Raw genomic sequence first — 19,526 nt, 5'->3', positions numbered from 1 at the left:
ATAATATTGAATTGATCTTAGTCAGCGTGAGAGTTTTATTGATCCAAATCAATACTCAAAGTTGGTGGTTCTCGTTAAATACGCCACAATATCTAGTGTTAGTTAAACGATAAATCGCTCTATATAGTGTGTTTGTGGATAAGTCTGTGAATACCTCAAGAGTAAGGAGAAGTGGTGAAATCAATCGTAATCAAGCGTGATGGCTCAAGAGCTCCATTCAGTAGAGATCGCATCCAAGCTGCAGTGGAAGCAGCGTCAGACAAAGCCGATAAGGAAATTGCTATTTATGCACTGAATGTGGCATTAGCAGTTGAGTTGAAGCTCGAAGACTACGATGAAGTTCATATCTCTGAAATTCAAACCATGGTCGAGAACGAGCTAATGCAGGGACCATACAAGTCTCTAGCTCGTGCCTACATTGAATATCGTCATGACCGCGACATCGCCCGTGAGAAGCAAAGCGCTTTAACTCGTGAGATCGAAGGTTTGATCGAAGAAAGCAATGTTGATCTGATCAATGAGAATGCCAACAAAGACGGTAAAGTTATCCCAACTCAGCGTGACTTGCTGGCGGGTATCGTGGCTAAACACTATGCAAAAACTCACATTTTGCCGCGTGACATCGTACAAGCTCACGAGTGTGGTGACATTCACTACCACGATCTAGATTACGCACCGTTCTTCCCAATGTTTAACTGTATGCTTATCGACTTGAAAGGCATGTTAACGCATGGCTTCAAGATGGGTAACGCGGAAATCGACACACCTAAGTCGATTTCTACGGCAACAGCGGTAACTGCGCAAATCATCGCGCAAGTGGCGAGCCACATTTACGGCGGCACAACGATTAACCGTATCGACGAGGTTTTAGAACCTTACGTGATGGCGAGTTACGAAAAGCACTTATCGCTAGCGAAAGAGTGGGACATTCATAGCCCAGAAGCTTTTGCTATCTCTCGTACCGAGAAAGAGTGTTACGACGCGTTCCAATCTTTGGAATACGAAGTAAACACGCTACACACGGCTAACGGTCAAACACCATTCGTTACGTTTGGTTTTGGTCTAGGCGAAAGCTGGGGTTCAAAACTTATCCAGCAATCTATCTTGAAGAACCGCATCGCAGGTTTGGGTAAGAACCGCAAAACAGCGGTATTCCCTAAACTGGTGTTTGCAATCAAAGATGGTTTGAACCACCAGAAGCAAGATCCAAACTACGACATCAAGCAATTAGCGCTTGAGTGTGCGTCTAAGCGTATGTACCCAGACATTCTTAACTACGACAAAGTAGTAGAAGTGACAGGGTCATTTAAAACGCCTATGGGTTGCCGTAGCTTCTTGAATACTTACGAAGAAAACGGTGAGTTGATTCACGAAGGCCGTAACAACTTAGGTGTTGTTAGCTTGAACTTGCCACGTATCGCGATTAACGCGAAGCAAGATATGGTTAAGTTCTACGAACTGCTTGACGAAAAACTGAAGCTGGCTCGTCGCGCTCTAGAAACTCGTATTTCTCGTCTAGAAAACGTGAAAGCGCGTGTTGCCCCAATTCTATACATGGAAGGTGCGTGTGGCGTTCGCTTGAAAGCAGACGACTCTATTGCCGATATCTTCAAGAACGGCCGCGCGTCTGTTTCTCTTGGTTACATTGGTATCCACGAAGCGATGACAGCACTTTACGGTACTGACGTTCACTTGTACGACGATGGCGAAATGCGTGCTAAAGCGCTTGAGCTGGTGGAGTACATGAAACGTGAAGTGGAATCTTGGACGAAAGAGACAGGTTACGCATTCAGCCTGTACGGCACACCAAGTGAAAACCTATGTAGCCGTTTCTGCAGCATCGATACCAAAGAGTTTGGTGTGATTGATGGTGTAACGGACCGTGGTTACTACACAAACAGCTTCCACCTAGACGTACAGAAGAAAGTGAACCCATACGACAAGATCGATTTCGAGATGCCTTATCCTGAAATCTCTAGCGGCGGCTTCATCTGTTACGGTGAATTCCCGAACATGCAGAAGAACATCGAAGCACTGGAAAACGTATGGGACTACAGCTACACGCGTGTACCTTACTACGGTACGAATACACCGATTGATGAGTGCTACGAATGTGGTTACAACGGCGAATTTGACTGTACAAGTAAGGGCTTTACGTGTCCTAAGTGTGGCAACCACGACTCAACGAAAGTATCGGTAACACGTCGTGTTTGTGGTTACCTTGGTAGCCCAGATGCACGACCATTTAACTTCGGTAAGCAAGAAGAAGTTAAACGCCGCGTGAAGCATCTTTAGTCAGCTCTAAGATCATTCGCTAGCTTACTTAGAAGAGCTAGGTTTCCAAGAAATAAAATTGGTATCGGCACTATGTCGATACCAATTCATTTGTTTCAGCTGTGATAACACGTCACTTCAAACTATTAAGCAATAACGAGTTTTCAATACTGCCTTATGAATTATCATCAATATCACCCAATCGACGTTGTAAACGGCCCAGGAACACGCTGCACCTTGTTTGTGTCGGGTTGTGTACACCAATGTCGCGGGTGTTATAACCAATCAACGCAAAGGTTGGACTCTGGGCATTTGTTTACTCAAGAACTGCAAGACCACATTATTGCAGATCTGAATGATCCGCGAATCAAACGTCGTGGTTTATCGCTTTCTGGTGGTGATCCTCTTCATCCTGCGAATGTGTCTGAAGTGCTAAAGCTTGTTCAGCGTGTAAAAGCAGAATGTGAAGGCAAAGATATCTGGATGTGGACCGGTTATGAGCTCGACGAACTGGATGAAAAACAGAAGCAAGTGCTGGAATACGTCGATACTTTGATTGATGGTCGTTTTGAACAAGACAAAGCGGATCCGATGTTGGATTGGCGTGGCAGTTCAAATCAAATCATCCATCGATTTACTGATATATAACGGTTGTCGTGACTTAGCACACTCGTAAAACGAAAAAGGGCGTCATGGTTAGCGCAATGCAACCAATCGGCTCTTGGGTGTGAGTTCTTTTCGTTTATTCGCTTAAACCGCCATTCAAGCAGCGACCTGATCTGGCTCTTCTATTAAGTTATTGATCCATTTCTTAGAGTGAATCCGCTGGCTAGTTAAAGCTATCTTCACTAACTCCTCCAGTAACACAATCATCAACACCCATTCTAAAGACCAGCCAAGCACTAAAGCGGTGAAATAGGCGAGGGGGATACCAATCGCCCACTGGCCGAATATGTCGATGAAGATGCTGTAGTTGATGTCTCCACCACTTTTTAACACACCTCCGATCCCAACCATGTTGAAGACTCTCAATATCATCCCAGCCGCCATCACCAAGGCGACGTTGACCGCTGTGCCTTTGAGTTCCAAGTGCGTTAAATCGATTAATTGAACAATGGCTGGCTTGGCTATAAAACACAGCACAGCCAATAGTGACGCGAGCGCACAACTCACAAGTACATAGCCCCAAGCGGTATTTTCAACACGTTGATAGTTCTTCGCACCAATCTCGTTGCCTAGAATGATCGAGGCGGCAACAGCAAAGCCTAAGAAGGCTGAAATTAAGATACTTTCCACTGGCGATAACAGTGAGATGATCGCAAGTTCACCAACGCCAATCTGACCGACAATGATGTTGTATATCAGTATTCCACCAGCCCAAGCCGTATCGTGAACTAACATAGGAATCGCGATCTTGAAGTACTTCTTCCGGTGCTTGGGTAAGATTGCGTCACGCCAACTCTCTATTGTAGGGAATAGATGCGCGTAATGTTTTCTCGCCATAACAAGCAATGCAATCGTCTGAAAGAATCGTGAAACCGTGGTGCCAATCGCTGCGCCAATCACGCCGAGTTCTGGAAAGCCAAATAGTCCGAAGATCAACAGGGCATTGAGAGTCGCATTAACGATGATTGCCCAGATACTGATCTTGGTTGGTAATTTGGCTTCACCGACCGATCGCAATGCGCTTTCTAGTGGAACTACGATCGCGGTACCAATAAGGCTGGCGCCTGTTATCCAAAGGTAATTCGTTGCCAATCGGACGTAATCAGGGTCTGAGGCCACCACAGACACGACTGATTCAGGAACCAATGTGTAAATCAAAACAAAAGGGATGATGGCAAAGATAGACAAAGCCCAAGATTGCGACAGGACACGTCGAATGCCATTGAAATCGCCCGCACCAAAATATTGCGAAGCTAGCACACTGACTGCACCACTGATTCCCGATACCATGATCAAGTTAAAGAAGAAGATACGGTTGCCAACGCCAACAGCAGCGGTTGCAGAATCACCCAGTTGGTTAACCATAAAAATATCGACTACGCCAAGTAATGAAAACAACATGGTTTGTAGCGATACAGGCAAACCGATGTGTAAAAGCTTTTGCCAAAAATCTTTGTCTAGATGACGATATGTCGAGCGCATCGCATTTCCCCTGTGGTTAATATGCGAGAAGTTTATCGGCATTTGTTTTGCCTGTATTGTTCAGGTTCATCACAAACTTTTGCCAAACTATCTATTTTTAAAAGCTGTCTATTTTTCAAAACGATCTGTTTTAAAAATCATCTACTTCAAAATTATCGAATGACTAATGTGGCGATTTAATTGAAGACAAACCTAATGAGCGACCAGTGAAATGAGTGAGAAACACGAAAGGTATGAGATCTCTGATCTGACACACCAAGAGTTTGTCGATCAAAGCCATGTATTGGCATTCGAAGAATTGGGTATCGTTCAGTGTGGGACGGCGTCGTGCCGAGATTTCTTTTCTGTCCATCGGAAGAATCCACAGAAACACATGCTGCTATACACGGTTAGGGGCAAAGGGTGGTTAGAAAGTGGGGCGTGTCGCTATATTCTAGAGCCAGGGTCATGCATTATAGTTCCTGCGGGCACAGAAAATGGCTTTGGGATTGAAGAAGAGACATGGCAAATCGCATGGATCTTTCTCTCGCCCGATAAACAATGGGACAAAGTGGTGAGTGATGAAGTGAGTTACACGTTGTCTCCGGCCGCAGAAGTCGTCTCGTCGTGCATTTACACTCTATTGAGAAGCATTGCCTTACCCATCAATTTGGGGGGAGCGATCGCCAATCACAGTGTCGCTCAAATAGAGTACATGATTAATGCCCCAGTCCCGCAGCAGAAATCACGTAATTTAATTCGTTTAAGACGCGTGTTCGACAACGTACAAAAGCAGCTCCATAAAGAGTGGAATGTTCACGAGCTTGCGAGCTTGTTCCCGTGCTCAGAGCCGCATTTCCATCGTTTGTGCCAGCGCTATTATTCACACAGCCCAATGACTCATATCATGCGCATGAGAATGGAATACGCAGCACGTTTATTGAAATCGAGTGACTGGTCGATTCAACACATCGGCGAGATTGTGGGTTATCCGAATGCGGCTAACTTTAGTACTCGATTTAAAGTTTGGTCGGGAATGACACCAAGGCAATTCAAACAAGACATTTAGCCGAAAATCAACAAGGTACTTTTTAAACAAGCTACTGATCTTTTGATTAAGCATTAAAATTGTTCGAAATTTGCGCTGTTTCGTGACGTAAAATGACCAATCTCTGATTACTTATTCTAACTAAGCGCTTCTATTAAAAAATGTTTCTGATTTGTCTACGATAATGTTAACGTGAAACTCATTACTTGAATTTCAAAGGGTTGTGACTTTCATGTTTTCACATCTACCAAAACCAACTTTAGATCCAATTCTATCTCTTTCTGTTGCTTACCGCGGCGATACTCGTACTGATAAAGTCGACTTAGGCATTGGCGTTTACAAAAACGACCAAGGCGAAACACCGATCATGAAAGCCGTTTCTAAGGCTCAAGATATCGTTGTTGAAACACAGAAGACTAAAGCGTACGTTGGCCTAGCAGGCTGTGAAGAGTTTAATCAGAGCATGGTTGATCTGCTGCTTAAAGGGACTTCTGCAATGGATCGAGTTGCTGCGATTCAAACACCGGGTGCAAGTGGTGCACTTCGCATGTTGGGTGACTTAATGAAAGTTTCTCAACCAGACACCACGGTTTGGATTTCAAACCCAAGCTACGTTAACCACAAGCCGGTGATGGAAGCAGCTGGCTTAAAAGTTCGATACTACAATTACTTCAGTCCTGAAACGAAGCAAGTTGATACTGCTAAAATGTTGGATGACCTTTCAAAAGCGGGTCCATCAGACGTGGTACTACTGCACGGTTGCTGTCATAACCCAACGGGTGCGGATATCAACTTTGAAGCGTGGCAGGAAATCACCAAATTATCTCAGAAGAATGGTTTCTTACCGTTCGTTGATATTGCCTACCAAGGCTTTGGTGATGGCTTAGAAGAAGACGCAAAAGGTCTTCAACACATGGCTAACAACGTCGAAGAGATGTTGATTACCACATCTTGCTCGAAGAACTTCGGTTTATACCGTGAAAGAACGGGCGCAGCTATCGTGATTGGCAAGAACAGCGAACATGTTGGCAATGCTAAAGGTAAGCTTCTTACGCTTGCTCGTTCAACCTATACAATGCCGCCAGATCATGGTGCCGCTTTGGTTAAAACAATTCTTCAGAATCAAGAGCTAACCTCGATTTGGAAGCAGGAATTGAGTGAAATGCAGCAACGTTTGTTAAATCTGCGCCAAAGTTTATGTGATGAATTGCGAAATACTTATAACACGTCACAATTTGACTTCATTGAAAGCCATAAAGGCATGTTTAGTGTACTAGGCTTTAAAGAAACTCAAATGAATCAATTACGTGAAGAATATGGAGTCTATGGTGTTGGTGATGGACGCATCAATATCGCAGGCCTTTCCGAATCTCATATTCCTTATGTAGCAAAAGCGATAGCCAACGTTTCAAAATAGAAGGTGACTGAATGTATAACTGGAAAGCGATTGTAGTTTTAATGCTAAGTGGTGGCCTGTTTGCTTGTTCGGCTACAACTCAAGCTCCTGTTGAGCCAGAGCAAAAGCCTCAAGTAGAACAACCTGTTGTTGATGACTCTTCGAAGACTGACGAAACTGAAGGCGAGAAAGTAACGGAACCTACAGAGAAGCCTGAAGAAGTAAAATCGACAGAGCCAGAAGCGAAACCAAAGCCTGAAGAAAAGCCAGCTCCAAAGCCGACTAAAACAAGCGATGGCAAACTGATTCTTGGTGAAGAAGAGTGGGTGTTTGTTCCTGGCTTGAAAGAAGCGTTTAAAGCACGTGTAGATACAGGTGCAACAACATCTTCAATCAGTGCGGTTGATATTGTTGATTTTGAACGTGACGGCAAAGACTGGGTTAAGTTCAAAATCGAACACGACGGCATCAGAACGGAAGAGATCAGCTTACCGGTAGAGCGTTGGGTTAAGATCAAGCAGTCGAGCGCGGAAGGTACACAGCGACGTGCTGTGGTTGTCGCTTCAATTCAAATAGGTGACCTGAAAGACAAGACTGAGTTTACTCTAGCGGACCGAACGCATCTTTCTTTCCCACTTCTGTTGGGTAGAAGCTTCTTTAGAGATGTTGCGGTAGTGGATGTAAGCCAAAAATACGTTCAAAAGAAAATTACTAAATAACAAGTTCTGCTCGTCATCAAAGCTTTTCGTTTTGAAGAGCTATGGTTTCAAAAGTGACGAGCTTAAAAGACTTTTAGTGTTGTTACAATGAGATCCCTTCTAGTTCTGCTGGAGGGGATTTTTCTATTTACACCCCAATAACGTATGAAAAGCATCTAAATGGTCTATGTTTACGATTCGTTTACTGTTTAGCCTCGACAACGTGATCGAGATCTCTATATAATCCGCGCTTCGATTTTTGTTTAATCCATACTTTCGTACTTCTTATTTAGGTTCTTGAAATAGCCTAATAATTATCTGTCAGTACACGCTTAGGAATTAGTTCTTTGATATCTACCGCGAACATCACAATGCAATTTGGCGCAGAGCCGCTGTTTGAAAACATCTCTGCTAAATTTGGTAACGGCAACCGTTATGGTTTGATCGGCGCTAATGGTTGCGGAAAATCAACGTTCATGAAAATCCTAAGTGGCGCATTAACGCCAAGCTCGGGCAACGTTTCTATCACTCCAGGAGAAAAACTGGGTGTGCTAAGCCAAGATCAGTTCGCTTTCGAACAGTACAGCGTTATCGACGTTGTGATCATGGGCGACAGAAAACTTTGGGAAGTAAAACAAGAACGTGACCGCATTTACTCTTTACCAGAAATGAGCGAAGACGACGGCATGAAAGTCGCAGAACTTGAAAGTGAATTCGCGGAAATGGATGGCTACACAGCAGAAAGCCATGCTGGCGACATCCTAATTCAAGCGGGTATTGAAGAAGAGTTCCATTTCGGCTTGATGCAGCAAGTTGCTCCTGGTTGGAAACTGCGTGTGCTATTGGCACAAGCTTTGTTTGCAAACCCAGATATCCTGCTTCTTGATGAACCAACCAACAACTTGGACATCCACACGATCAACTGGCTTGCTGAAGAGCTAAACCAGCGTAAATGTACAATGATCATCATTTCGCACGATAGACACTTCCTGAATTCTGTGTGTACGCACATGGCCGATATCGACTACGGTGAGCTCCGTGTTTACCCTGGTAACTACGAGTACTTCCTAGAAGCATCTGGCTTGATTCGTGAACAGCTTCTAGCAAGCAACGCTAAGAAAGCGGCTGAAATCAGCGAGCTTCAAGATTTCGTAAACCGTTTTGGTGCTAACGCATCTAAAGCAAAACAAGCAAGCTCTCGCGCTAAGAAAATGGACAAAATCACGCTTGATGAAGTGAAATCATCGAGCCGTATGAGCCCATCTATTGATTTTGGCGAAGGTAAGAAACTACACCGTCAAGCGCTTGAACTTCAAGACCTTGGTCACGGCTTCGATGGTGAAACATTGTTTGCTGGTGGTAACATGCTACTTGAAGCAGGTACTCGTCTTGCGGTTATCGGTGAGAACGGTGTGGGTAAAACCACGCTGCTACGTTGCCTAGTTCAAGAGCTAAAACAAAATGAAGGTATCGTTAAATGGTCAGAAAACGCATCGGTAGGTTACTGTCCACAAGATAGTACGTCTGACTTTGATAACGACCTGAGCATCTTCGATTGGATCTCACAATGGCGCACAGTGAAGCACGATGACCTGATGGTACGTGGCATTCTAGGCCGTTTATTGTTTACTGCTGATGATGCAAACAAGAAAGCGCGTAACTGTTCTGGTGGTGAAAAGAACCGTCTGTTATTCGGCAAGCTAATGATGCAAGACATCAACGTGCTTGTAATGGACGAACCAACTAACCACATGGACATGGAGGCAATCCAAGCCCTTAACGACGCGTTGAAGGTTTACACGGGCACGCTGATCTTCGTAAGCCATGACCGTGAGTTCGTTTCTTCACTGGCAACACACATCATCGATGTAAAAGATCAACAGCTAGTGAGCTTCCAAGGTACTTATGAAGAGTACTTAGATCATCAGAAAAAGATGCTGATGGTTAATTTATAAAGCAAGTCGCTGGCTCAGGTCGTGAACGACTAAAAGCCAGCGAAACTAACAAACAAAAAAGCCCCGAACATTAATATGTTCGGGGCTTTTCTATGTAATACGTATAGCTATTTATTACTCAGTAATTGAAATCTAGATTAGAATCCGAATCGAGCCGACATTAAGATTTGGTGGCCATATGTGCCGTTATTGCGCATATCAAGACCAACAGACAGTTGATCAGTTGAATGGAAACGAGCACCGATACCCACAATTGAACGGGTGTCATCGTTGTCGATCAGTTGACCAAGGCGTGCGTTAACTTCAACGTTTGCCATTAACCACGCTCTCAAACCGATGTTGATTTCAGTCTTGATGTGATTGTCGTCATTACGTTCAATGTTGTGTAATAGCATTTGACCCGTAACGTCAGCAAATTGACTAATTGGGCCGTTGAACCCCATACCTACCGCTGCATCCCAGTCACTTTCAAACTCTGAATCGATACGAGCAACAAAGTGAGAGTTCTGAGTGAACATTGTTGTGACTTCACCACCGAAAGTACTTGGGCTAGTACCCATGCGCAGCTCGAATGTGTTGTAGTTAAAGTTGTTTGCAGACGCAGAGAATGAACACAGTGCAGCGAGTCCTAAAAGGACAGTCTTATTCGTGCAACCTAGCATGGTGACTCCATATAAATTGTATTTTTCGGCAGTATAATACAAAAAAGCCTGCAATATGCAGGCCAATTATTTGAAGTCAGTATTTTTATATTAATCGCTTATAGAACCTGGATGTGGTCCACTTCGATTTCCGGTGTCTTGCCGCCTTCATATTCGCCGAAGATACGAACTTTTGTATCAGCGGTCAGTGGTTGTGCTAGGCGGATATCATCATCCAGTTCGATTTGAATTTCACTCTGGCCATCAGAGAAGACAAACGTGTCATTCTTTAGTTGACGAACAATCTTGCCATCCACAATTGCTTCTTGCTCTGCGAACATGCTTGTGTCGGCAAGTAGTGTCGCAACAGAAACGGTTTCAATCGGTCCAGTATAAGCAATAGTGCTTTCGTGCTTGCTGTTGAGATTATTATTGTTGTGGTCACTAGCCATTGCGAAAGTAGGAGCAAGGATAATAGTAGATGCGATAGCTAATACAGTTTTTTTCATGGTGAATCCCTTAATGTTGTTTTTAGTAGAAACGTTTTTCTGAATTTGAAACGTTTCTTTTCGTTAGTACGTTTTTTGTTGAAGCGCCTGTTATCGTTCACAAGCTTCGTTTCGATGGAGCTATTAAACAACACTGGGGTTGAATCCAGAGTGAGTAACGCATTCATTTTCCATTCATTTTATTGAGCATCTACTCGGCAATGACGTTAAGATGGTCGCAGAGAAATATTGTCCATAGCTAAAAATTGAAAATTAAGAAATTAAGAAATTAAGGATTTAAGTACAGATGCGATCACCGTTAAACGCCCTTATGGTCCAAGGGACAACGTCAGATGCCGGAAAAAGTGTTTTGGTGGCAGGTTTATGCCGTGTTTTGGCAAGGAAAGGAATCAAAGTGGCACCTTTCAAGCCACAAAACATGGCGCTGAACAGTGCTGTGACAAAAGATGGTGGCGAAATTGGTCGCGCTCAAGCCGTTCAGGCGCAAGCTTGTAATATAGAGCCAACCGTTCACATGAACCCTGTATTGCTAAAGCCTAATTCAGATACCGGCGCGCAAGTGATTCTGCAAGGCCGAGCGCTGAGTAACATGGAAGCGATGGGATATCATGATTACAAGAAAGTTGCGATGGATACGGTTATCGATTCGTTTGACCGACTTTCTGAAGAATATGAAAGCGTGATGATTGAGGGTGCGGGTAGCCCAGCCGAAATCAATCTTCGCGAAAATGATATCGCTAACATGGGATTTGCAGAGACAGCGGACATCCCAGTGATCATCGTTGCTGATATTGACCGTGGTGGCGTTTTTGCGCATCTCTACGGCACATTAGCTCTATTGTCTGAATCCGAACAAGCTCGTGTAAAAGGCTTTGTGATAAATCGTTTTAGAGGCGATATCGCACTTCTTCAATCTGGCCTAGATTGGTTAGAGGAGAAAACCGGCAAGCCAGTTATTGGTGTTTTGCCATATCTGCATGGTTTTAACTTAGAAGCGGAAGATGCCATTACCTCTGCTCAAGAGTCTGACGGAGAAGCTAAGCTTAAGGTGGTGGTGCCAGTGCTAACCCGAATCAGCAACCATACAGACTTTGACGCGTTAAGACTGAATCCTTCGATTGATTTACGTTATGTCGGTAAAGGTGAACGTGTAAACAACGCTGATTTAATTATCTTGCCGGGTACAAAGTCGGTAAGAGCAGATTTGGATTACCTAAAACAACAAGGCTGGGATAAAGATATTCAACGCCACCTGCGCTTAGGCGGCAAAGTAATGGGTATCTGCGGCGGCTATCAAATGTTAGGTAACATTATTCACGATCCTGATGGCGTTGAAGGGGAACCCGGCAGCAGCGAAGGGTTAGGATATCTGAATACTGAAACGACCCTTACACAGCAGAAAACCTTAACCAACGTACGCGGCACTATGACGCTGGATGGCAAAACAGCACAAGTAAAAGGGTATGAAATCCACGTAGGCAAGACTGATGTCAAAGAAACAGCCTTACCGGTTCAGTTAGAATCTCGCAGCCTAGATGGCGCTGTGAATCAAGATAACTCGATTTTTGGTACTTACGTGCATGGCGTATTCGACAACAGTGATGCGTTATCGCTGATTTGCGAATGGGCAGGAGCCAGCGATGTGACCGCGATTGACCACGAACAGCTTAAAGAGCTGGGTATTAATCGAATCGCTGATGCCATCGAAGAGTACTTAAATCTTGACCTGCTTTGGCCAGAATTAACCGTTTAAGCCGCCAATTAGAAGTTAACTAAAGAACCTAAACGAACAATAGATAAGTGATAACAATGATAAAGCGAGTCTTCCTTTTAACCATGGCCTTAACTTCGGCATTGAGTTCTAGTCATCTTTTTGCTGCCGAAAAGCTACGAGTTTACGCTGCATCGTCGATGACTAATGCGGTTAATCTGTTGGTTGAAGAGTTTGAGAAAGACCATTCTGTCGATGTGATTCCTGTGTACGCGAGTACGTCGTCTTTGGTACGACAAATCGAAAGAGGAGCACCAGCAGACATTTTTATCTCGGCAAATGAAAAATGGATGACGCATTTAGTCGATCGCAAATTTGTTTCTAGTGACAATGTCACAAATCTTTGCGAAAACGAACTGGTACTGATTTCACCGAACGAGACATCGGTAACATTAGATCTATCAAAAGGTGAGCAATGGGCTGAACTGCTTACTAATGAAAGGCTTGCAGTGGGTAACACCATGTCGGTTCCTGCTGGTATCTATGCAAAAGAAGCGTTAGAAACGTTAGGTGTATGGGACGATGTGAAGACTCGATTAGCACCAAGTAACAATGTTCGTATGGCCTTAGCCTTAGTCGAGCGTAGTGAAGCTAAGCTTGGCATTGTCTACAAAACGGATGCGTTGCTTTCTAAAGAAGTAAACCTAGTGTCGGCCTTCCCATCAGATTTGCATACGCCAATACGTTACCCTGTAGCGAAATTGAGCGATAAAGTCGTTGCAGAAGAGTTCTATACTTTCCTAAAGAGCCAAAAAGCGAAAGACTCCTTGAACAGTTTTGGATTTGAAGTGCGTTAGATGATGTATTTATCGGAATACGAATACCAAGCCTTAATGCTGAGCTTAAAAGTCGCTGGATTTGCCATCTTATGGCTTATCCCAATCGGCATTGGTTTAGCATGGCTACTTGCTAAGAAGCAATTTGTAGGCAAGAGCATTGTAGAGAGCATTGTCCATTTACCCTTGGTACTTCCACCTGTGGTCATCGGCTATTTACTGTTAGTGATGATGGGCAGGCAAGGCATCATCGGCTCGTGGCTTAATGACGTGTTTGGTATTGTGTTCAGCTTTAGCTGGAAGGGCGCAGCACTCGCTTGTGTGGTTGTGGCGCTGCCATTGATGGTTCGCTCTATTAGATTGAGCCTAGAAACCGTAGACAGTAAACTTGAAGAGGCTGCTGCCACATTAGGCGCTTCACCTCTTCGTGTGTTTTTCACGATCACTTTACCCTTGATGATCCCAGGGATCATTACCGGCACCATGCTTTCATTCGCAAGAAGCCTAGGGGAGTTTGGCGCGACCATCAGCTTCGTTTCAAATATTCCCGGAGAAACTCAAACCATTCCATTGGCTATGTATACCTTTATTGAAACCCCTGGTGCGGAAATGGAAGCGGCGCGTTTGTGTGTCATTTCTATTGTGATAGCGCTGGGTTCATTGATGCTTTCTGAGTGGCTTAACAAAAAGTCGGCACAACGCTTGGGAGGCAATGCATGAGTGCTTTGATCCTTCAGTATCAGCAACAACTTGGTGAAACCTTCTTTGATATCGATTTGGAATTACCAAGTAGCGGCATTACGGCAATCTTCGGTCGTTCTGGTGCGGGTAAAACCTCACTTATCAATGTGATCAGTGGCCTTAAACAGCCCGATAAAGGTTTGATCAGCGTATCTGGCACCACACTGTTCGATAGTCAAAATGGCATTAATTTGCCGACTCACCAACGCAACGTCGGTTATGTGTTCCAAGAGTCGCGATTGTTCCCACACATGAAGGTGACGGCGAACCTTAAATACGGCATGAAAAGCGTCGATAAATCGCATTTTGACCAAATTGTCTCGTTGTTATCTTTGGGTTTGTTACTTGATCGTTATCCAGCTCGCTTATCTGGCGGAGAGAAGCAGCGTGTGGCCATTGGCCGTGCACTGTTATCTAAGCCAAGCATTCTGTTGATGGATGAGCCTTTAGCGTCTCTTGACTTGCCTCGTAAGCGCGAAGTGATGCCATTTCTGGAAAACTTATCCGAAACCGTCCAAATACCGATCATCTATGTCACTCATAGCCTCAATGAAATTTTACGCTTGGCAAATCACCTTGTGATTATTGACCAAGGCAAAGTGATTTCGTCGGGTGTGACGGAAGAGGTTTGGGCATCGAGAGCCATGCAACCTTGGCAATCTTTCTCAGAGCAAAGCTCGTTGTTTGAAGCGACATTAGCGGAACACAATGACGATTATGCGCTGTCTCGCCTGATGCTAGGAAAGTCGACGTCGTTATGGGTTCAGAAAGTATCGAGTGAGCTTGGTACGACAGTGAGGTTGCAAGTTAGGGCAAATGATGTCTCTATCACGCTAGAACAGCCGAAAGGAACTTCGATACGTAACATCCTTCCTGTCACCATTAAAAGCGTAGAGACGCACCAACAAGGCACAAATAAGCAGAGTGTCGCTGTCGAGCTAGAGTTAGAGTCTGGATGCTATCTATGGGCAACCATTACATTGTGGGCGCTGGATGAGTTGAATCTAGAAATCGGGCAGCGTGTTTACGCTCAAATTAAAGGTGTGAGTGTCGCTCAAAGAGATATTGCGGTAACGCATTAAACCTGACAAGGTCAGCTTTTCGATATTGTCGCGATACTGCCGGTTCTAGGTTCTGAAAATACGATCTTGATTCCATGAATGGATACATGCGTCATTTTTATACGGTATAACTGCCAGTTTTTAGCCACACTATATGAGTGTTAATGCATTTTATTTGTCGAATTATACAAACATTAGCAACAAGAAAATACAGACGTAACGATCGACGAACAGCAAGACGTACAGAAAATAGCGGATATAAAAAAGCCGCGTGTTTAATGCAACATGCGGCTTAATCTTAAGTATTACTGTTAGCGCTCTGCCTAGATTTAGGCGATTAGCGACTTACTTAGTAAAAACTTCTTTGAAATCACGTTTCAAGATTGCATCACGACGAGCTTTCTTGATTTGTTTAACCATGTCTTTTACACAGTTGTGTAGAACTTGGTCTAGCAGTTGAGCACGGTACTCTTCTTTTTCTTCGTCAGTCATGTCTTCTGGAAGTTTAAGAGTAGGGAACTCTTCCATCACGTTAACACCAGCGAAAGCTTGACTAACTGAGATTAGAGCGTGGAACTGTTCGAAGTTGTCTAAAACATTTTGTGCGCTTGCTGGAAGGCTGTCCCAAGCTTCGCGTACTGCTTCTTCAGACACTTCGTGAATAGAAGTAACCATAAAGTGCATCTCTTTTGGCACGCCATCAAATTCGATAACTTGACGAAGTTCTGGTGAGATGGTGGTTAAATCGATTTCTTGTTGTTCGTTGTTTGTAGCGTCTGACATAGTATTTCTCTTTAAAAAGAAACAATGCTAAAAAGATCTGTAAAAAAGTCAATATAATATAGAGATTAGGGCATGATTTAAGCCCAAATTTGAGCTACTTTGAATATTCAACACTAGATAAAGGTGATGTGATGATAGAAAAGGGATCTTCGATGCGCATATTGCTGGTTGATGATGTTCAACTAGATAGGATGCAACTTGCTATCCGACTCAAGCAACTGGGTCATATTGTGGAAGCTGTTGGTAGCGGAAAAGAAGCCCTGAACGTTTATTCTGAGTTTGATCCTGAACTTGTGTTACTTGATATCAGTATGCCAGAGATGGATGGTTTTGAGGTGGCTAACGAGGTTCGTAGGCAATTTCCAGAATGGGTTCCGATCATCTTTCTAAGTGGCCACGAAGAACCTGAGATGATCGCGAAAGCGATTGACGCTGGTGGTGATGATTACCTGATCAAACCGGTAAACAAAGTTGTTTTAAATTCTAAGTTGATTGCGATGCAGCGTATCGCGCACATGAGACGAGAGCTAAAACAAAGCACAGCCAAACTCGAAGAACTGAACATCCTTCTGCAGCAACAAGCCAATGAAGATGGCTTGACCAAATTGAACAACCGTCGATATATGGACACTAAGCTTGAAGAGAGCATTGCGTGGCATGGAAGGCGTAATATACCCATGACAGTTATATTGCTAGATGTAGACTTCTTTAAGCCTTACAACGATAATTACGGTCATATTCAAGGGGATAAGTGCTTGCAAGGGCTTGCCGATACCTTGAAGCAGCTTTTTGTACGTGCGGGAGAGTTTGTCGGTCGCTACGGCGGTGAAGAGTTTGTTCTTATCCTAAGTGACACAGACAGCGATGCTGCTATGTTGCAGGCGACACGTATAAAAGAAGCGTTGCATGAAATGGATTACGCTCATGAGCACTCAACGGTATCTGATAGAGTGACAGCGTCACAAGGTGTACTATCATTTGTGCCTGATGGGGGAGAATCTATCGCCTCTATTTACGAAAAGGTCGATCAAGCGCTTTACCAAGCGAAACAAAGTGGCAGAAATACCTTCATACAACGCAACATTTTGGAGCTTGCTCGTTAGTTGGCGAGCTCTTTGAGATATTTGAATTTATACTTTACTGGCGTTTTAGCTAGGAAGTGCTTTAAGTGATAAGAGAAATGCCAGATTCAAAGTCATTTTATGTGACTAGCACATGTTGGACGCTTGCGGTTCCTCTACTTTTAACCGCAGCTCCTCTATTTTTAACTGCAGTGCCAACCACCGCTAATGCTAACTCCCTATCTGATCTCTTCCGTAAGGATCTAGAGCAGCGCTTTGCCACCAGTGTATTACTCAACGATAACGATGTTTTCACTTTTGGTATCAATAACTTCGATCCGAACAAAGTGCTGAGTTTGGACAATGACGACATTGGTTCGAACGATTCGGTGAGTCGTCGACAAAACATCACATCTCTCAGTCTTCCTTACACATTTGAGCTACCAAGTTACACAGAAGACAACCATCAAGAGGTAACGCTACGCCTGTCAGCGTTACGAATTGAGAATGATGTGGAATATGCGTCAACAATCAAAAGTGACTTTCAAAAAGAGTCAGTGATTTCTGGTTACGTGGCGTTTGCCAATGTGTCTCAACTCAACGAACACTGGAGTTTCAGCTCTGCAATTGGTAATCATATTTCTTATTATCGTAATGACTTTGAATATCGGTCTCCACTACTAGAACCTATTCAAGAACAGTTAGACGGGGTCTATTACAATACCGATGCATGGGCATACATAATTGAACCAAAGATCAAGCTGACCTTTGAAGACAAAAATGATTGGGGCAGATATAAACTCAGTACCAGTTGGCATTACTTTAATGGCTTCGGATGGGGCGAAGCCAATAACGGCGATATTGGTCATCCCGAAGGTTGGTATATCGCAAATGAAGCCAAGATTTTCTATGACTTAATACGCTGGGATAAGAACATTACTTCTATGTACTCCAGTATAAGAAGAATTGATATTGGTGGTGACACCGTGGCTTCTATGGGGACAACATCTTACTACGAGGGCAGCGTAGGTTGGTTGCTTAACCCAAACCTGTTTAATGACTGGGTTGATAATGTTGGAATTGGGTTTACGATCAATTACGGAAGTAGTCTGAAAGGAGGGAGCTTAGTTATCTTCTTCAACCAAGATTAATCTCCCTCTAGTCTAGTTATCGACACTTACGTTTAGCTATCAACACACAGCTTGTTTCGGCCGGTTTCTTTCGCTTTGTAGAGCGCCTTGTCAGCAAGCTTCAATACTTCTTCAGGATGCTTGGTGGTTGTGCTATCAGACAGCCCAATACTCACCGTCACGTTTACCACTTCCGATGGTTTTCCGTTCTGACCACGATTTTTGATACCCACTTCATGATCGTCGGGGCGCTCATGGCTATTCCGAATCGTCATGTCGTAGTTTTGAACTTCGGAAATCAGAGCTTGAAGGTGCTCTTTAACTTGTTCCGAATGTTTGCCTTTGAAGATAATCGTGAACTCTTCTCCACCATAGCGATAAGCTTTAGCGCCGCCAGTGGTTTCCCTCAGAATACGCGCCACCAGTTTTAACACATCGTCGCCAATGTCATGGCCGTAGGTGTCGTTGAATTGCTTAAAGTGATCGATATCGACCATCGCCATCGAATACTTACGCCCTAAGTGCTTCATATCGACTTCTAAGGCGTGTCGACCTGGAATGTTAGTCAGTTGGTCATTAAAGGCCATATCATGACTAGCAGACATCACATAGACGATGATCAACGTGCCTGACAACGAGAACATGGTGCTCGAGATGTACTGAACGTCGAAGAAGATGAACGTACAAGAAGAAAGCAGGATAGCGCTATAAACCACAACATCGATAGAGCGGTTATACACCAACACTAGAATGGCAGTAAGGCCAAGTAAGCAAAGGCTATACAACACCAAAACAAAAGGCAGTTTGGAGAAGTCTCTGACAATAAACAGAAGACCTTCACTCCATGATTCAAAACCGCCGGCATGGAAGTGAGAGACGATCAATTGTGCCCACACCATAAATAGAATGAGAACGATGGCGTAGAGCAGCATCGACTTTGAGTTTACGCCGTTATCAGGGAAGGCATAAACAAGTAAGCAAGTGACAGGTACTAATGCCGCAAGTAACGAGAGCTCTAATAGCGTTGTGCCATTATTGAGAGGCGTTTGTAAGCGAACTTGGATGATTAGATAAGCGACAAGCATGGTCACCGATACCATCGCCATTCGACCTTGTCTGAATGTGTGGCATAGCAGGACCGCAACGCTCAATAAAATGTAAGGGAGGTTGCTAGCAAACCCTAAATTTGAGTTCGTCACGAGAATGACGTTGTCCATACCAACGAGCAAAATTGTTAACAGGACTAAAGGGAAGCAAAATCGAAACATGCTCGACGTTACAAAAGATGATGCCATTTATGTGGTGAGCCTAACTATATTGATGATCTTATTATTTAATACTATGCGTAGGATACGGTTAAACAAGCGATTGCCAAGCTTTTTACCTAAATTAGAGCAAAAACATAGCCATAGGTCGCTATTGGTGCAATCATTTTTATATGTATTTGAGTTGCTATTAACCATAGAACGAACTACACAGTATATATGAGAAATTAATTAGTCGTTATAGATACTTAGCAAAATCTAGGTGGTTTGTACTCAATGGTTACATGATG

Annotated in this window: 17 protein-coding genes; 12 read left to right on the top strand and 5 right to left on the bottom strand. The window is 43.8% G+C overall.

The features are described 5' to 3' along the window. Nucleotides 1–174 precede the first annotated feature (174 nt). Nucleotides 175–2,295: an anaerobic ribonucleoside-triphosphate reductase gene (gene nrdD / locus A142_RS10830; RefSeq protein WP_019822727.1), complete on the top strand. Its 2,121-nt coding sequence runs from the start codon at nt 175–177 to the stop codon at nt 2,293–2,295. Nucleotides 2,296–2,451: 156 nt separating this feature from the next. Further along, nucleotides 2,452–2,922 (top strand): anaerobic ribonucleoside-triphosphate reductase-activating protein, encoded by a 471-nt coding sequence (gene nrdG, locus A142_RS10825; protein WP_012600613.1) that lies wholly within the window; start codon nt 2,452–2,454, stop codon nt 2,920–2,922. Between the two features lie 114 nt (nt 2,923–3,036). On the opposite strand, the gene A142_RS10820 is transcribed toward nrdG, so the two are convergent. Continuing rightward, nucleotides 3,037–4,464, bottom strand: coding sequence for an MATE family efflux transporter (locus tag A142_RS10820; protein ID WP_019822723.1), 1,428 nt, complete (start codon nt 4,462–4,464; stop codon nt 3,037–3,039). A 169-nt stretch (nt 4,465–4,633) separates the two neighbouring features. On the opposite strand from A142_RS10820, the gene A142_RS10815 reads away from it, so the two are divergent. From A142_RS10815 to A142_RS10800, 4 genes are all read left to right on the top strand, one after another. Next, entirely contained in the window at nt 4,634–5,470 is an 837-nt protein-coding gene (locus A142_RS10815) for an AraC family transcriptional regulator (RefSeq protein WP_019822721.1), read from the top strand. A gap of 211 nt (nt 5,471–5,681) precedes the next feature. After that, nucleotides 5,682–6,866: an amino acid aminotransferase gene (locus A142_RS10810; RefSeq protein WP_029405481.1), complete on the top strand. Its 1,185-nt coding sequence runs from the start codon at nt 5,682–5,684 to the stop codon at nt 6,864–6,866. A gap of 11 nt (nt 6,867–6,877) precedes the next feature. Next, nucleotides 6,878–7,564 carry a RimK/LysX family protein gene (locus tag A142_RS10805; RefSeq protein WP_019822717.1) on the top strand — a complete coding sequence of 229 codons (687 nt, stop codon included), beginning with the start codon at nt 6,878–6,880 and terminating at the stop codon, nt 7,562–7,564. A gap of 326 nt (nt 7,565–7,890) precedes the next feature. Next, nucleotides 7,891–9,498, top strand: coding sequence for an ABC-F family ATPase (locus A142_RS10800; protein WP_081324702.1), 1,608 nt, complete (start codon nt 7,891–7,893; stop codon nt 9,496–9,498). A 137-nt stretch (nt 9,499–9,635) separates the two neighbouring features. Here A142_RS10800 and A142_RS10795 read toward each other — a convergent pair whose 3' ends face one another. Next, complete coding sequence (locus tag A142_RS10795; protein WP_019822713.1) at nt 9,636–10,160, bottom strand: hypothetical protein; 525 nt, start codon at nt 10,158–10,160, stop codon at nt 9,636–9,638. Nucleotides 10,161–10,258: 98 nt separating this feature from the next. Further along, nucleotides 10,259–10,648 carry a YgiW/YdeI family stress tolerance OB fold protein gene (locus A142_RS10790; RefSeq protein ID WP_019822711.1) on the bottom strand — a complete coding sequence of 130 codons (390 nt, stop codon included), beginning with the start codon at nt 10,646–10,648 and terminating at the stop codon, nt 10,259–10,261. Nucleotides 10,649–10,934: 286 nt separating this feature from the next. On the opposite strand from A142_RS10790, the gene A142_RS10785 reads away from it, so the two are divergent. The 4 genes from A142_RS10785 to modC are packed head-to-tail and all read left to right on the top strand — an operon-like array spanning nt 10,935 to nt 15,018. Next, nucleotides 10,935–12,401, top strand: a complete 1,467-nt coding sequence (locus A142_RS10785) for a cobyric acid synthase (RefSeq protein ID WP_019822707.1) — start codon at nt 10,935–10,937, stop codon at nt 12,399–12,401. Between the two features lie 56 nt (nt 12,402–12,457). Continuing rightward, nucleotides 12,458–13,216, top strand: a complete 759-nt coding sequence (modA, locus tag A142_RS10780) for a molybdate ABC transporter substrate-binding protein (protein ID WP_019822705.1) — start codon at nt 12,458–12,460, stop codon at nt 13,214–13,216. After that, the gene (gene modB, locus A142_RS10775; RefSeq protein ID WP_019822703.1) at nt 13,217–13,915 is read left to right on the top strand and encodes a molybdate ABC transporter permease subunit; all 699 of its coding nucleotides are present in this window, start codon (nt 13,217–13,219) and stop codon (nt 13,913–13,915) included. Then, nucleotides 13,912–15,018 carry a molybdenum ABC transporter ATP-binding protein ModC gene (modC, locus tag A142_RS10770; protein WP_019822701.1) on the top strand — a complete coding sequence of 369 codons (1,107 nt, stop codon included), beginning with the start codon at nt 13,912–13,914 and terminating at the stop codon, nt 15,016–15,018. Before modB ends, modC begins: the two co-directional genes overlap by 4 nt. 324 nt (nt 15,019–15,342) lie before the next feature. On the opposite strand, the gene A142_RS10765 is transcribed toward modC, so the two are convergent. Next, complete coding sequence (locus A142_RS10765) at nt 15,343–15,780, bottom strand: DUF3069 domain-containing protein (RefSeq protein WP_017069091.1); 438 nt, start codon at nt 15,778–15,780, stop codon at nt 15,343–15,345. 131 nt (nt 15,781–15,911) lie between these two features. Between A142_RS10765 and A142_RS10760 the strand changes: the two genes are divergently transcribed. Beyond that, nucleotides 15,912–16,883 carry a GGDEF domain-containing response regulator gene (locus A142_RS10760; protein ID WP_019822699.1) on the top strand — a complete coding sequence of 324 codons (972 nt, stop codon included), beginning with the start codon at nt 15,912–15,914 and terminating at the stop codon, nt 16,881–16,883. A gap of 77 nt (nt 16,884–16,960) precedes the next feature. Next, nucleotides 16,961–17,992 (top strand): Solitary outer membrane autotransporter beta-barrel domain, encoded by a 1,032-nt coding sequence (locus A142_RS10755; protein WP_029405479.1) that lies wholly within the window; start codon nt 16,961–16,963, stop codon nt 17,990–17,992. A 32-nt stretch (nt 17,993–18,024) separates the two neighbouring features. Here A142_RS10755 and A142_RS10750 read toward each other — a convergent pair whose 3' ends face one another. After that, nucleotides 18,025–19,266: a GGDEF domain-containing protein gene (locus A142_RS10750; RefSeq protein ID WP_019822695.1), complete on the bottom strand. Its 1,242-nt coding sequence runs from the start codon at nt 19,264–19,266 to the stop codon at nt 18,025–18,027. Nucleotides 19,267–19,526 lie beyond the last annotated feature (260 nt).

The sequence above is a fragment of the Vibrio splendidus 12E03 genome (assembly GCF_000272105.2).
GTDB lineage: Bacteria > Pseudomonadota > Gammaproteobacteria > Enterobacterales > Vibrionaceae > Vibrio > Vibrio splendidus_I.
The sequence above is the reverse complement of the archived record's forward strand: the minus strand, read 5'-3'. Positions and strand labels throughout refer to the sequence as shown.